General features: G+C 39.4%; 11 protein-coding genes. 5 read left to right on the top strand and 6 right to left on the bottom strand.

Annotated elements, in window-relative coordinates; translation table 11 throughout:
• Positions 1-221: 221 nt before the first annotated feature.
• Positions 222-1079 carry a tetratricopeptide repeat protein gene (locus tag J8L71_RS12320; RefSeq protein ID WP_211000783.1) on the bottom strand — a complete coding sequence of 286 codons (858 nt, stop codon included), beginning with the start codon at positions 1077-1079 and terminating at the stop codon, positions 222-224.
• Positions 1080-1192: 113 nt separating this feature from the next.
• Between J8L71_RS12320 and J8L71_RS12315 the strand changes: the two genes are divergently transcribed.
• Positions 1193-2503 (top strand): amidohydrolase, encoded by a 1311-nt coding sequence (locus J8L71_RS12315; RefSeq protein ID WP_211000782.1) that lies wholly within the window; start codon positions 1193-1195, stop codon positions 2501-2503.
• 25 nt (positions 2504-2528) lie between these two features.
• Here the strand turns inward: J8L71_RS12315 and J8L71_RS12310 are convergent, their stop codons facing one another.
• From J8L71_RS12310 to pomA, 4 genes are all read right to left on the bottom strand, one after another.
• Positions 2529-4469, bottom strand: coding sequence for a DNA topoisomerase III (locus J8L71_RS12310; protein WP_211000781.1), 1941 nt, complete (start codon positions 4467-4469; stop codon positions 2529-2531).
• A 45-nt stretch (positions 4470-4514) separates the two neighbouring features.
• Complete coding sequence (locus J8L71_RS12305) at positions 4515-5021, bottom strand: hypothetical protein (RefSeq protein ID WP_211000780.1); 507 nt, start codon at positions 5019-5021, stop codon at positions 4515-4517.
• Between the two features lie 212 nt (positions 5022-5233).
• A complete protein-coding gene (locus J8L71_RS12300) occupies positions 5234-6154 on the bottom strand; it encodes a flagellar motor protein MotB (RefSeq protein WP_002961733.1) in 921 nt (306 codons plus the stop codon).
• Between the two features lie 2 nt (positions 6155-6156).
• The gene (gene pomA, locus J8L71_RS12295) at positions 6157-6924 is read right to left on the bottom strand and encodes a flagellar motor protein PomA (protein ID WP_058548001.1); all 768 of its coding nucleotides are present in this window, start codon (positions 6922-6924) and stop codon (positions 6157-6159) included.
• A gap of 308 nt (positions 6925-7232) precedes the next feature.
• Between pomA and J8L71_RS12290 the strand changes: the two genes are divergently transcribed.
• The 4 genes from J8L71_RS12290 (at position 7233) to J8L71_RS12275 (ending at position 12638) form a co-directional block, all read left to right on the top strand.
• Complete coding sequence (locus J8L71_RS12290) at positions 7233-7475, top strand: exodeoxyribonuclease VII small subunit (RefSeq protein ID WP_058548002.1); 243 nt, start codon at positions 7233-7235, stop codon at positions 7473-7475.
• Between the two features lie 2 nt (positions 7476-7477).
• A complete protein-coding gene (gene ispA, locus J8L71_RS12285; protein ID WP_211000779.1) occupies positions 7478-8365 on the top strand; it encodes a (2E,6E)-farnesyl diphosphate synthase in 888 nt (295 codons plus the stop codon).
• A gap of 105 nt (positions 8366-8470) precedes the next feature.
• Complete coding sequence (dxs, locus tag J8L71_RS12280) at positions 8471-10333, top strand: 1-deoxy-D-xylulose-5-phosphate synthase (RefSeq protein WP_211000778.1); 1863 nt, start codon at positions 8471-8473, stop codon at positions 10331-10333.
• Between the two features lie 199 nt (positions 10334-10532).
• Positions 10533-12638 (top strand): hypothetical protein, encoded by a 2106-nt coding sequence (locus J8L71_RS12275; RefSeq protein ID WP_211000790.1) that lies wholly within the window; start codon positions 10533-10535, stop codon positions 12636-12638.
• A gap of 41 nt (positions 12639-12679) precedes the next feature.
• Here J8L71_RS12275 and J8L71_RS12270 read toward each other — a convergent pair whose 3' ends face one another.
• Positions 12680-15766: a ligand-binding sensor domain-containing diguanylate cyclase gene (locus J8L71_RS12270; protein WP_211000777.1), complete on the bottom strand. Its 3087-nt coding sequence runs from the start codon at positions 15764-15766 to the stop codon at positions 12680-12682.
• Between the last annotated feature and the right edge of the window lies 1 nt (position 15767).

Genomic DNA, 15767 nt, shown 5'->3' with positions numbered 1-15767 from the left:
TTCGAGGGAGATTCGATTCTTACGCAAGCGTTATTTACACAAAATAGTAATTAAAATTAAACCCCAAGCAAGCACACACGATAAACACAAGTTACCCACAAAACCCTGTTGATAACTCTTGGTTATACATAGTAAACCCGTGCTAAAGCTTTTAATCAAATCCTTAAAAATGAAAAAAGCACCTTATATAGGTGCTTCTCAACAGTAACAGTTATTAAAATCTAGTATAAAATACTATATAACTTGCGACGATACTTTGCTGCAAGTGCATCGCCATCCGGTAAAGAGGCAATAATGGCTAAAAAGTTTGGTTTTGCTTCATTGAAATTCAAATCTTTTTGCAGCACTTTAAATAGTACATCTAATGCTTCTTCTTTTCTGCCTGCTTCATTAAGTAAAATACTTAGCTCTTCTTTTAACTCTAAGTCATTTGGGTATTTTTCAACTTGAGATTGTTTTTCTTTTATTTCTGGAGAATCAGTTGCCTCTATAGCTGCTTCGCATTTTGCCTTTATGTTATGAAAGTATGCATCTTGCTCTTGTGCATCAATTGTATCAATCAATGCTTGGGCATCATCTAATTTATGAATTTGTATACATATATCTGCAAGCACCAATTTTATGCGAGCATTCTTATTGTCAATTTCATAGGCCTGTTTTGCGTAGTTAAATGCAGCATTTAGATCTGACTTTAATAAAGCTTGCTTAGCCTGCTCTAATAATAAATCTTGCTGAGCTGGTAAATGCTTGCCTAGTGATTCTCTTATTTGGTTTTCGGTTTGCGCTCCCGCTAACAGATCAACCGGTGCAGAGTCTTTTAATAGCACAAGCGTAGGTAATGTTTGTAACCCTACTTGTTGCGCTAACTGAGAGGCTAATGCTTGCTCGGCATCACAATCAAGGTTTGCTACTACAATATAGTCAGTATATTCGCCCGCTAATTTATCCAGTATTGATAATTGGCTAATGCATTCTGGACTCTGCGGAGAGTAGAAGTTTAATAAAACCAGCTTTTGCTGTGATGTTTCACCAAGTACTTGCTGTAGATTTTGTGCGTTGATACTAACGATGTTGCTCATTGAATTTATTGCCATATTCATTTATTTAGGTTTTTATATGGTGGTGAACATAATAATTACAAGTCATATACCTATAAATCACGTGGTATAGATATTAAACAACGAGGGAAACTATGAAATTTACCTATTTAAGTGCAGCATTTTTATTAGCAAGTCCAATACTAAACGCGCAACCACTTGATTTAAACTTATCAAAAACGATGCCTGCTATAGAAAAGTTTTACCTCGATTTACATCAATCTCCTGAGCTTTCTTACCATGAAGAAGAAACAGGAAAAAAAATAGCTTCTCAGTTATCTAAGCTTAGTTTTGATGTAACTGATAACGTAGGTGGCTTTGGTGTGGTTGGAATATATAAAAATGGTAGCGGGCCTACTATTATGATCCGCACTGATACAGATGGCTTACCTATTGTTGAGCAAACTGGTAAAGCGTATGCGTCTGAAGTAAAAGTTATAGATGAGCACGGCGCTAATGTAGGTGTTATGCATGGCTGTGGTCACGATATTCACATGAGCTCATTTATTGGTACAGCCGAGCAACTTATTGCCCATAAAAATAAATGGCAAGGCACGTTAATGATGGTTGCTCAACCCGCAGAAGAAGTTGGCGGTGGTGCAAAAGCAATGCTAAATGAAGGTTTATTTAGTAAATATGCAAAACCCGACCACGTCATTGCATTACACGTAAGTGCCAGTGTGCCTGCAGGTAAGGTATCAATGAAAAATGAGTATACTATGGCAAGTGTTGATTCAGTAGATATTGCTATAAAAGGTAAAGGCGGCCATGGCGCTTACCCGCATACTACCGTTGACCCTGTTGTTATTGCTGCACGAACTGTATTAGCACTTCAAACAATTACGAGTCGTGAGCTTTCTCCACTTGAACCTTCAGTTATTACTGTGGGCTCTATTCATGGTGGTTCAAAACATAATGTAATTTCAGATGAAGTAAAACTACAACTTACTTTAAGAAGTTACAATCCTGACGTTCGTACAGCTCAAATAGCGGCAATAAAACGTATTACAGCGGGTATTGCTCAAAGTGCAGGGCTTGAAGAGTCACTCTACCCTGTTGTTTATGTCCATGAAAATGAGTCTATACCATCTACTTACAATAACCCGGAGCAAACCAATGTAGTTAGAAGTGCTATTGCTGATGCAATTGGCGCAACTAATGTACTTGAAACAAAAGCGGTTATGGCTGGTGAAGACTTTGGATTATACGGCAGAACAGATGAAAACATCCCTATTACTTTATTTTGGTTAGGCGGAGTTAACCAACAACAATATGCAAAAGCGATGAAAAATAACGAAACACTCCCTTCATTACATTCAAGTAAGTTTGCACCCGATTATAAAGTGGCGCTACCTACAGGTATAAAAGCGATGAGTAACGCTGCAGTTGCTTTATTTAATAATTAACAAGCAGTACTCAAGAGCTCAGCTATTAAGTAGTCGCTGAGCTCTTTTTATAATTTGATTTTTTATATGGCGCTTTTTTGCCTTGCTTAGAAAAGCGTTTTTTAGGAGGTGTTTTAGGTAGCTTTGAAAATACTTGGTTATCGCAATTAGCTGCCTGCTGTACAAAGCTTTCAAGCTCTGTAAGTAATGGCTGTAAAAACTGCTGATAACTCATTGCTTGTTGCGCTATATCCCCTAAGCTCGACTCCCACTTAGCCGTTAAGTCGGGACTTGCTAGGCCTTGTGGTAAAACACTAATAAGCGCCAAACCGGTTTCGGTTGCTTTAATTGCCTTACCTTCACGCTTTAAAAAGCGACGTCTAAATAACAGTTCAATAATACCTGCACGTGTAGCCTCAGTACCTAAACCATCGGTCTCTTTTAATACTTTTTTAATTTGTGGATCTTTAACGTAACGGCTAATCCCGGTCATCGCAGCCAACAATGTTGCATCAGTAAAATGTGATGGAGGTGTAGTATGCTTTTCAACAACCTCACCTTTAGTGCAATTAAGCGCCATCCCTTTAGCTAAATGAGGTAATGTTGCTTCATCTTTTAGCTCGCCTTTACCCATTAACACCTTAAAACCCAAGCTTACATCTTGCTTTGCGTTGGCTTTAAATAAACCACCAGCTATTGTTATCTCAGTTTTAGTTTCGTTGTAAATGTAGTCTGGGTAAAACTGAATCAAATAATGCCTACATATAAGCTGATACACTTTAGTTTCTTCAGAAGCTAAGTTTGCAGTTTTTAGCTGCTTTGCTGTGGGCACAATTGCATGGTGCGCAGCAACTTTTGAATCGTTAAAGCATTTACTGCGTTTTTTAGCATCAGCCCCATTCACAAACTCAGTGTTTTGTCCGCCATTAGCTGCAATTGCTTTTAAAATTGAAGGCACATCTAAATGATGTTCTTTAGGTAAATAACGATTATCTGAACGAGGATAAGTAATTAATTTATGGCGCTCATAAAGTGTTTGGCAAATATCAAGCACCTGCTGAGCAGCCATACCAAATGCCTTTGCAGCATCTATTTGAAGTGAAGATAAATTATAAGGTAAAGGTGCACTTTGTTTTTTTTGTTTTTGTTCAAGTGCAGTTACCTCTCCTTTTTGATTAGTTATACGCGAAGCTACATTTTCGGCGAGTGCTTTATTTAATACCCGCCCTTCTTCATCTTGATGAGGCTCGCAAGCTTTACTCGGCACCCACTTAGCTGTAAATAACTGCTGCTTTGGAGTAACTAAATGCGCCAACACTTCATAAAATGGTTTTGATACAAAATTAGCTATTTCGTTATCGCGGTTAACCACTAAGCCTAAAATAGGAGTTTGAACGCGCCCAACTGATAGCACATTACCAAAACCAGCTTTTTGCCCCGCTAAAGTATAGGCCCGAGTAAGGTTCATACCAAAAAGCCAATCCGCTCGTGAACGTGCAAGTGCTGACACACTAAGTGGAATAAATTCGCGATTAGAGCGCATACTACTAAGTGCTTTTTTAACTGCTGCTAAGTTTAAATCGCTTATTAGTAAACGCTGAATACTTTGCTTTTTAGTTTTGCTTATTTTGGCTTGCTCTATTACCTCATCCACCAAAAGTTGACCCTCGCGGTCGGGATCGCCAGCATGAACTAACACTGATGCTTGTTTAATTAGCTTTTTTAAAATAGTTAATTGCTTGCGAGTTTTCGTTTTAGCCTTTAGCTGCCACTGCTCAGGTACAATAGGAAGGTGTTCAAATTGCCATTTTTTGAAGCGCTCATCGTAGTCATCGGGCTCTGCTTGCTCAAGTAAGTGCCCTATACACCACGAGACACAATCACCATTAGCTACTTCTATATACCCATCGTGTTTTTTATGTGGTTTTGGTAAGGCATCGGCAATTGCTCTGCCTAATGATGGTTTTTCTGCAATGTAGAGTTTCATGGGAGCCGCTCACTCACTGTTTATATAAACAGTAGTTTAGCACAACTATTTTAAAGGTGAGGAGTTTTCTCTTTTTGACCTTACACTGCCTTGTTTAGTGAAAAGGATAATTAAAGGTAAATAGCATACAACCACCGTGGCAATATTGATAAATGGCATTAGGGTTTGATAAATAACGGTACTGTAAGCTAAATCCCACAAGTGGCGATCAACTAATCGGAATAGCTGTAATATAGGTGCGCCAATAACAACTAGTTGCCCAATAACACATTGCCATAAATAAACTTTATCCTTTATCCCCCAATAGGCTATAAGTGCCATCCAAATAATATCTGTGAGCGCCCAAACTAAATAACGATAAATATAAATGTCATCAAACGCTCTTAGGCTTGAAGCAGTTAGGTTACCAAGGAGGAAAAAAGCTGCGGTAAGTAGTACAAATCGAAAGGCTAGGCGATCTTTAAATACAAAAAATATAAAAATAGCCGGGCTTAGCATTAAAACCCAGCTTTTACTTAAAATACTAACAATATACAAAAACCATTCAGGCAAAATACTCTGCCCTATTTTGTTTTTGTATCGTCATCAGTACCATCACCATTACCAGGCATGTCGCAATATTTATTGATTATTTTCACAGGCACTCCATTACATATGTTAAGGAAATGTACTGTAAGCTAAAATGATGAAATTGCCAAGATACTTAGGTAATTAAGTACCTTAAATTAAAGCAAATGTAATGAGATATAACACAAAGCAATAACTTATCGCACATCAATAGGATCAGACTCTTTAGCCTTACCTTGCAAGATTGATATTTCTACTCGACGGTTTCTTCGGCGATCTTCATTTGAATCGTTTGGAACAAGTGGGCGAGTATCGGCACGCCCTACTACCATCATCCGGTTTTTATCAAACCCTTGCACTGTTTGCAGCTCGCTTGCGACTGCTACAGCACGCTTTGACGATAAGTCCCAATTATTAATATATAACTCATTTGAAACCTGAAAATCGTCGGTATGTCCCGAAACAGTAATTTCGCCAGGTACATCTTTTAACAGCACACCAATATCTTGAATGATAGGTTTAAACTTAGGTTGTAAAAATGCACTCCCTGAGGGAAATGAGCCATTTTCACGAATACGAATAATAATTTGCTGCCCTAAAGATTCAAGCTCTATTGCACCATCTATAATTTGCTTTTCGAGTTGTTGCGCTATTTTTTTAACCAACTCATTTGTTTGTTCTTGATCCGCCGCTGAAGTTGCTTGCTCTGACGATTGTTCTTGCGAAGTGCTACGCGACTCCCCTCCGCGTTTATCTCCTCGCTGCTCTTGCCTACCACCGGCCGAGCTTTCATCACCGGCTTGAAACTCAAGCATTTGCTGGGTCATTTCTACAGTTTGTTGTTGAATGGTTTCTATGGGGGTTGGCTCTGGTTTACCTGGGGTAAATTCCATGGCAATAACAGACGTGCCTTTGGGGATATCTTTTACTTCTATTTTATTTTGCACACCAAATGCAAACTTCATCGAGCCTGCTATTTGTTTAAATTTAAGTACATCCATTTCTGAAAACGCAAGCAAGAGTACAAAGAAGCACATTAATAATGACATTAAATCGGCAAACGTTCCCATCCAAGCAGGTAAGCCTGGTGGTGGGCATTTGCACTCTTGATCAGACATGGTTACTCCTCGGTATCTACTTTACGTTTAGATTCAGCTAAGTAGTTTTTCAAAATACCTTCAATTACTTTTGGGTTTTGACCATCTTGGATACCTAAAATTGCATCCAAAATTAAACGTTGGTTCATTGCTTCTTCGTCTTTACGTAGTTCGAGTTTTACCTGGATGGGAATTGCTACAACGTTTGCTAAAAACGCACCATATAAAGTAGTTAATAGTGCTACAGCCATTGCGGGTCCAATTGCTTTAGGGTCGTCCATGTTAGATAACATAGCAACCAAGCCAATAAGTGTACCAATCATGCCCATAGCAGGCGCTATATCAGCAAGTGACTTAAATAAACCCGCGCCCATTTCGTGGCGAGTAGTGGTTAAAGAAATATCTTTTTGAAGTGTGGCACGCACAACGTCAGCATCGTGCCCATCAACAAGCATATCTACGCCTTTACGCATAAATGGATTAGGAATTTCAGCTTCTTCAAGGGCTAAAAAACCACCTTTACGTGCTGAATCAGCAAGTTCTACTGCTTTTTCTATTAGCTCTTCAGGGGATTCTATTTTAAACATGAATGCCTTACCAACCACTTTGCCTATGCCTAAAAATTGAGACATGGTGAAATTTGATAAAACAATAAATAGTGAGCCGCCAAATACAATGACACTTGAAGGAGCATCGGCAAACATAGCCATTTCACCGCTACTACTCATAAACATAGACATGACAATTAAGCCAATTGCGCCTAGGATCCCGATTATGGTTGCTAAATCCACATTTCCTCCAGAGGTTTCATGTTCAATGCCTTATAATAAACTTTTATTGTTATCTGCTTATCGGCAACATACTGAATTGCTTAAGCCATTTTTATAAATAAACATAAAAAGTAGCCTTTAGCACTATTTTAGATCAAGTTATATGTGCAGCCTAATTTATTATCTATTAAGAGTGTTGTTAAGGCGCTATTAATGCAATTAAATATAATTTAATGTCGTAAAGATAAAAAACCAATATCATCCTTTGACCTAGTTTAGCATTCCCCCTAAAATTGACCCCAAAATTTATTATTTAAGCTGAAATAAAGATGGCGACTAAAAAACCTGAAAACTTAAGTTTCGAACAAGCACTAGAAGAATTATCAACAATTGTTAGTGATATGGAACAAGGTGATTTATCGCTTGAGCAATCCCTTAAACAATTTGAACGCGGAATTGCATTAGCGAGTGCCTCATCAGGAAAATTACAGCAAGCAGAGCAAAAAGTATCAATTTTGATGGGTAACAGCGAAAAGTCTGCACTTACAAACTTTGATAACGATATGGAATAGCTGTGAGCATTAAAGATTATATTGAACGTGCTCAAAAAGATGTCGTAGCTACTTTACAACAGCATTTTGACCAACCTCTCGATACAGAGCAAGCAATAAAAAGTGCTACTGAGTATGGATTATTTAATGGTGGCAAAAGACTACGCCCATTTTTAGTGTATGCCACCGGCGAAATGCTAGGTGCTAAAAAACAAGATTTAGACGTATTGGCAGGCGCTATTGAATGTATTCATAGCTACTCGCTCGTCCATGATGATTTACCTGCAATGGATGATGACGATTTACGCCGTGGTCGCCCTACTTGCCATATAGAGTTTGGTGAAGCGCATGCTATTTTAGCAGGTGACGCATTACAAACTCTCGCCTTTGAGTTAATTGCAAACCACCAATTTGCATGCTCTTCACAAACACAAGTAAAAATAATCGCCCAACTTGCCAAAGCTTCAGGCCTTGAAGGTATGGTTGGTGGTCAATCTTTAGATATTGCAGCAACAAATAAAGCAGTTACCGTTCAAGAACTTGAACGTATACATAAACTAAAAACCGGTGCACTCATTAACTGTGCTATTACACTTGGTGCATTGTGTAGCGAAAATGCCGATAAACAAACTTTAGAAAACTTAAGCATTTTTGGGTATGCTATAGGGCTGGCCTTTCAAGTGCACGACGATATTTTAGATGTTGAGGGCGACACTGTTATTTTAGGTAAGCCTCAAGGGTCAGATATCGCCGCGAATAAAGCGACATATCCGGCGTTATTAGGTATGCTAGGCGCTAAAGAAAAGGCGCAAAATTTAATACAGCAAGCCCACGAAGCGCTTGCAAAAATAGATGCTGACACAACACATCTTGCGTCGCTAGCAAATTACCTTATTGAGCGTGACCATTAATAACCGCTTTAGCGTATTGCAATTAGCACTGACATTATTACTCAACATTAATTACTCATAAACGCTTTGTTTTAATTAATGTTAGCGAAGGATATATATAAAACCATGACACTTGATAGTAGCAAGTATCCATTACTTAATTTGGTTGACGAACCAGCACAGCTGCGTGATTTAGCGCAAGATAAACTTCCTGCTTTTAGCAACGAGCTGCGCGATTACTTACTCAACTCAGTATCGCAAAGTAGCGGTCATTTAGCGTCTGGTTTAGGAACAGTTGAGCTAACAGTTGCACTACATTATGTATATAACACACCAGAAGATCGTGTTGTATGGGATGTTGGACACCAAGCCTACCCACATAAAATATTAACTGGTCGTCGTGATTTAATGCACACTATTCGTCAAAAAGACGGCTTGCACCCTTTCCCGTTTAGAGATGAAAGCAAATACGATACTTTTAGCGTAGGGCATTCAAGCACATCTATTTCAGCAGCATTAGGTATGTCTATAGCTGCAAAAAAAGAAGGCGTTGGACGTAAAACCGTTGCAGTTATTGGCGATGGTGCTATTACTGCAGGCATGGCCTTTGAAGCGATGAATCATTTAGGTGACGTAAAATCAGACATGCTTATTATTTTAAATGATAACGAAATGTCGATTTCTGAAAATGTTGGCGCATTAACAAATCACTTTGCACGTATTTTGTCAGGTAGTTTTTATACTAATATTCGTGAAGGCAGTAAAAAGTTACTCTCTGGCGTGCCGCCAGTAAAAGAGCTTGCCAGCAGAATGGAAGAGCACCTTAAAGGTATGGTTATACCTGGTACCTTTTTTGAAGAGTTAGGCCTAAATTACATTGGTCCTATTGATGGGCACGATGTAAACATGCTCGTCGATACGCTTCGTAATATGCGTAATTTAAAAGGCCCACAGCTTTTACATATAAAAACGCAAAAAGGTAAGGGCTATAAGCCAGCAGAAGCCGATCCTATTGGCTATCATGGTGTACCAAAATTCGACCCGAACACTTCAAGCTTACCTAAGTCTAAACCCGGCGCCGCTACGTTTTCAAAAGTATTTGGTGATTGGCTGTGCGATATGGCCGAGCAAGACAGCAAGCTGATGGCAATAACACCAGCCATGCGCGAAGGTTCAGGCATGGTGCGCTTTTCAAAAGAACACCCAGAGCAATATTTTGACGTAGCTATAGCTGAGCAACACGCTGTAACTCTTGCCGCAGGTTTAGCCTGTGAGGGTTTAAAGCCTGTAGTTGCTATTTACTCAAGCTTTTTACAACGTGCATACGATCAACTTATTCACGATGTAGCCCTACAAAACTTACCGGTACTATTTGCCATTGACCGTGCAGGCATCGTTGGTGCTGACGGTGAAACTCACCAAGGTGCTTATGACTTAAGCTTTATGCGCTGTATACCTAATATGGTTATTATGGCACCTAGCGATACTAATGAATGCCGTCAAATGTTGTACACAGGTTACAAAGCTAATTGCCCTGTAGCTGTACGCTACCCTCGCGGAAGTGCCGGTACTGCAGATATTCAAAGCGATATGCAACTTATCGAAGTAGGTAAAGCAAGTACAGTTAAACAAGGTGCTAAAATTGCTATTTTGTCGTTTGGCACATTACTCGAAAACGCCCAGCTTGCAGCGAATGAATTAAACGCAACGCTTGTTAACATGCGTTTTATTAAACCGCTTGATACAACACTTTTAGATGAGCTTGCTCAAAGCCATGATGTAATTGTTACCCTAGAGGATAATGCTATTAGTGGTGGTGCAGGATCTGCAGTTAATGAATATCTGGCAAGTATTAAAGCCCGTATTCACGTACTCAATTTAGGTATCCCTGATGAATTTATTAAGCACGGTACACAAGCGCAAATGCATGACGAAATGGGCTTAGGTGAGCAAGGTATTTTAAGCTCAATTAAATCGTTTATCGCTTAATCTATTTACTAAATTTATTAAAAAGGAGCCTTAAGGCTCCTTTTTTATTTTTAATATTAACTCTTTTGCATCCAGTTTTACTTTTAAGCCGTTATCGATATGAGGTTAACATGTAAATAATCGGTGCCGCTTAGTCTATGCAATATAAGCAAGCGCGTTATTTACCTAAATTTAATGGAATATTTAAAAGGTAAAAATGATGAATAAAGCTAATTTAATAACTCATTTTGCACAAAAAAATACGCTTAAACATACGCTTAGTTTTTCAGCTTTAACACTTGCAGTATTAATCGGCATTACAGGCTGTAGCTCAGACGACGGTGAGAACGGCGTAGATGGTATTGCAGGCACCGATGGACTAAACGGGACCGACGGTACAAATGGCAGCCCAGGTTTTGCATCAGCAACATTTGTGTTAGCAAACAATGGCGAGAGTAATACTGGCACCATTGATTTAATTAACCAAAATACCTCTAAACTAAAAACCTTTAATACAACTGCTAACGAAGGTGTTGCATTTGATAGCCTTGGTAATTTATTACAAGCAAGCGAAAGTGCCAGTATAAAAACCATTTGTCAGCTTGCAAATCGGGCTGACGGTGCAGAATTTACCTCCAATACAGATCGTGAAATAACAGGTACTAACACAACACTGGTAAACCCTAAAGGAATAGCTGTATCACAAAAAAGTGGCCTTATTTTTATTGCTGACTTTGGTGCTATGCAAGTAACGACTTTTGGCGCTACAGCTGCTGGAGATGCAACTCCTCTAGGAACAACCATTACAGAAGCTGCACCGTGGGATGTTGATTATGATGAATCTAACGACCGTCTTTACGTAGCACTTACAAATGGCGATGTAGCCGTTTACGATAACTTTGTTGGTGGTGAATTTGCTGCAATGCCTAGTCGCACTATTACCCCTAGTAATAATGATGGCGTACAAATCTCTGTAAATATTCATGGTATTGTTTATGACTCAAATACTAATAAACTTGTTTTGTCTGATGTAGGCAGTACCACAGACGCAACCGATGGTTCGCTGTTTGTAATTAATAATGCTTCAACTGCAGAGGGTTTAGTAAGCGTTGCACGTAGTATTGCAGGTCCAGCGACAATGCTTGGTAATCCAGTAGATATAAGCCTTGAAGGCAGTGACTTACGTGTAGCCGAAAAATCAAATGATGCCGTTCTTGTGTTTAGCAATATATTCTCAGGCCAAAGCGGCGATATTACGCCAGATTTAGTCACTTCAACAATTAAACCTGAGTCAATTAGTAAACTAGGTATGCAAAATGAGATGCCTGACATTTCTGATAGTGATACCGCTAACCTGGCACTTCTAGGTGTTGCGGTAAGCAGTAACCCAAGCACTGCGGGTGAAACAACTGGGCAAATTAGTCGCCTAAGCTCACAACTTAACACAGAAATTGGCAATTATAACGCAAGTCAAACAATCGAAAGTGTAGCCTTTGATAAAGCAGGAAATAGCTATACAACGTTCGATAATAGTACAACCTCTATTGGCGGAATTGTTATTTCAAATAAAGTCGCAATAAACAGAGATGGGCAAACTTATAATACAAACCAAGACAGTATTATTACTGGCTCAAATACAGGTCTTATATCACCCAAAGGTCTTGATGTAGCCTCTGATAGCGGTATGATTTTAGTTGCAGAAAACAATGAAGATACTCCAAGTATTTCTATATTTTCAACGTGTACCACAGGGGATGCGAGCCCGTTAATGACGCTTACTTTTGCAAACGATGCCCGTCCTTGGGATGTTGATTACGATGCAAATACTGACCGAGCTTTTGTAGCACTCACAAACGGAACCGTTGCTGTATTTGACGAAGTTAAAAGCAAACTAATGGCCGGCAGTACTAACATTGCAGTTGAGGATAGACTTATAAACCCTGCAAACGCAGGCGCAGCTGTAGAGGCACCAAGTAATATACACGGCATCGACTACGACTCATTAAGTGACTCGTTAATACTCTCAGATGTTGGGAGTGCAACGATTGCTGATGATGGAAAGATATACGTGTTGAATAACGTTGCAACGGCATCAGGCCTAGTAAATATAAGTACCACTATTAGCGGCCCAAATACCTTACTCGGTAACCCGGTTGATATTATGTATACCGGAACTGATTTATACGTAGCAGAAAAGTCAAATAACGTAGTTATGCGCTTTAACGATATTTTAAATATTACCGGAGGCGATATTAGCGCTGACGCCAGTACAGCATTTACAGCACCAGAGTCGGTTGCAATATTACCAGCATGGCTTAACAAATAGAGTTAACCTCACCATGCCTGACCAATAACATTGGTCGGGCATTATCGCATCCACACCTTTATATCTGCCAAGCCGTTACTTTGTAAAATACCCAATTGCTGATCAACATTAGAGTTTTGTTCAAATTCGAATGCATCTAGTTGCTCATCAAAAGTAATATTAGCGACACCGTCACCACCGCGTTTTTTAACTTGATGAAGTGCTATATCTGCTAAGTTAATAGAGGTTTCCCAGCTAATAACTTGGCCGCCTAATAAGGGTAACGGGTAAAATGACCAGCCGATCGATGCCGTAATACTTGTTGTTTTACCATTGGGTAATTGAAACGAGTTATTGGCTATAGATTTACATAAATCAGATGCATAACCATCTATTTTATTACACTTAAAGTCACGTAGTAATAGTAAAAATTCGTCTCCACTCCAACGTGCTACATAATCAGACCCCTGAGTACGGGAGTTTAATAATGCAGCCATTTGCTGTAAGCAACTGTCACCTGCAATTGGGCCATAAGCATCGTTGATACGGCTAAAGTTATCAAAGTTAATAATTACTAATACCAGCGATTTTCCCTGAGCTTGCAGCGATTGTGAATTACGCTGAAAGTGCTCTATATCCTTAGGAAGCTGGTCGAACAAAAAGCGACGGCTACGAAGGCCCGTGAGCTCATCTGAGTGGCTTACTAACTTAAGCTGTGAGTTTACTTGCCCTAGCTTGTCGTTAGCTTGGCGAAGCTCTAATGTACGCTCTGTAATAAGTCCTTCGAGTGCTTCTTGTTTTCTGCGTTCCTGCGCTCTAAACACCCAGAACACTAGATAAATTAATAAGATAAAACCGCTGGTAATTAGCAATCTAAAGTAAATGGTTTCGTCAAAGCGCTCTGGGACTGTAAACCCATACTCAGCTTCTTGCGCTTTAGTCCAATCTTCACCTTGACGCTTAGCTTCTAACTGAAATAAAAATGAGCCAGCTGGTAAATTTGTATAAATAGCTTCACGGCGAGTATTTGCATAACGCCAATCACTGTCCAGACCTGTTAATTTATATCTAAACTCAATGCTATTAGGTGCATAGTAGTCAATTGCAGTATAAGTAAGGGTTATGTCACGTTCATCGGTTTCAAGTGATGGTTTTTTACCAAGTGCAGCAGTCGTTAAATTACGAAGCGGCGTAGTAATTGTTTCTATTTTTGGTTTTATTGCAAGCAGCCCAAACAGCTCTACATCTTTAGGAATTTCTACTATGCCTTGCAAACTAGGATACCAAATAGAGCTTCCTGTATCGGCAACCGCATCGTGGCCAAGGCCACTACAACACTGGTTAGCTTTGCCATCTAGCTGGCGGTCAAAAGATGAAATAACCTCTTCAACTTTTAAACTTTTTATATCTGTTTTAAATTGTTCTACAGGCATTCTATAAACGCCCTTCATAGTACTAACCCAAACATGCTTTAAGGTTTTGTCGTACTCTAAACTAAATATTGAGCCATAGGGTAACCCATTAGCGGCATCAAGCTGTCGCCACTGCCCTTGAGTACTTCTATAAAAAAGGCCATCGTTTAGCGAGCCAATTAGAATACCTACACCATCAATATGCAGCACGCTTGTTACATATGCGCTTTCGAGTGTGGTTTGATCGCCTATTTTTTCGATACCGCGATCAGTAAAATAATACGCACCTTTACTCGTACCAATTACGCCAAAGTTTGTTTTATCTAATACATAGGTAATAAACTTACTACCTAAAAAAGCATTGTATGCAAAAGGCGTTAAGCCAGCATAGTTTAAGCGATATAAACCACGACCAGTTCCAATCCAAAAGCCGCCTTTACTTGAGCGACTAATTGCAAACACTGGGTTATCGCGCAGTGCTCGCCCAGGTACGGTATAAAGAGTATTATTTTCAAAAACAAATAACCCACGCCCAGTTGCTATATATAAGCGATCTCCGTCAAATTGTAAGTCATGAACGGAAGCACGGCCGTACTTGCTACTTGGTAGTAAATTAATAAAGCTTTTATCTAAATCAAAATAACCAATGCCGCTTTTATTAGCCACCCACAGCTTTCCATCTGGAGCTTGGCTTATAGCCATAACCGACTCTGTCATTTGCGATACAGCAGAATGCCTTTCGACTCGCCCTTCATGAGCAAGCCATAAACCCTCGCTAAAGCTTGCAAGCCACACGTTGTTTTTGTCATCTCTAAACATGTCAGCAAACCATATACTTTGGTCAAGCTGACTTGGCTCTACCCATTGCCACTCACCTGTTTTATCTCTAAACAGTAATCGCCCATAGGTCGAAATCCACAAGCCACCATCAGTATCACTCATAAATTTATAAACGGCAGAGTTATTCGTATTAGGCAGTGGAAATGATCGTAGCTCGTCATCTAAATCTAAAAAGTAAGCACCGAGTTCAGACGCTAAATACAAGTTTCCATTTAAAAAAGACAGGTCGTGAACAATCGTTTGTGCTAATCGCTCTGGTAGCGATATTTTTGCGGTAAGCTCTAAGCGTAGTTTAGAAAAATCAGAGGAGCTCTTAGTAAGACGTAATAAATGACGATCATTAACTAGCCATATTCCCTCTGGGGAGAGCGCCATTTGACTTACAGAGCCAACTATCTGAGTAATTACAGTGGCGTTAACAATAGGCAAAGGCCCATTTATTTGAGTGCGTAAATCTACCTGACCTCTATCAACATAATATAAGCCATTAGCTGCAATCCAAATACTGCCTTTGGAGTCTTCAAGTATGTCTCTTACAGGGCCTTTAATATTAAATTCTTGCGCTGCAAAAGTGGCTGGGTTAATGACCACCAAACCACTTTTAGTTCCAATCCACAACAATCCATTAGCATCAACTAAGAGTTTATTAATACCATTGCTAGGTAAAAAAGGACTATTTTGCGTGTTGTAGTTTGTAAATGTAGTGCCGTCAAATCGACTTAAGCCAAACTGAGTGCCCAGCCACATATAACCTTGCTGATCTTGCACTACACTTTTTAGCGATTGCGAGGGCAATCCATCTTTTATATTCCATTGCTTAACTACATAATCAGTAATTGAGGCCCAACTTGGCATCGCGCACAACATCAGTACACAAACCAGTAAAAATCGCATCATA

Source organism: Pseudoalteromonas sp. MMG007 (assembly GCF_018100985.1).
Taxonomy (GTDB): Bacteria; Pseudomonadota; Gammaproteobacteria; order Enterobacterales; family Alteromonadaceae; genus Pseudoalteromonas.
This window is presented reverse-complemented; position numbering and strand designations above follow the sequence as displayed.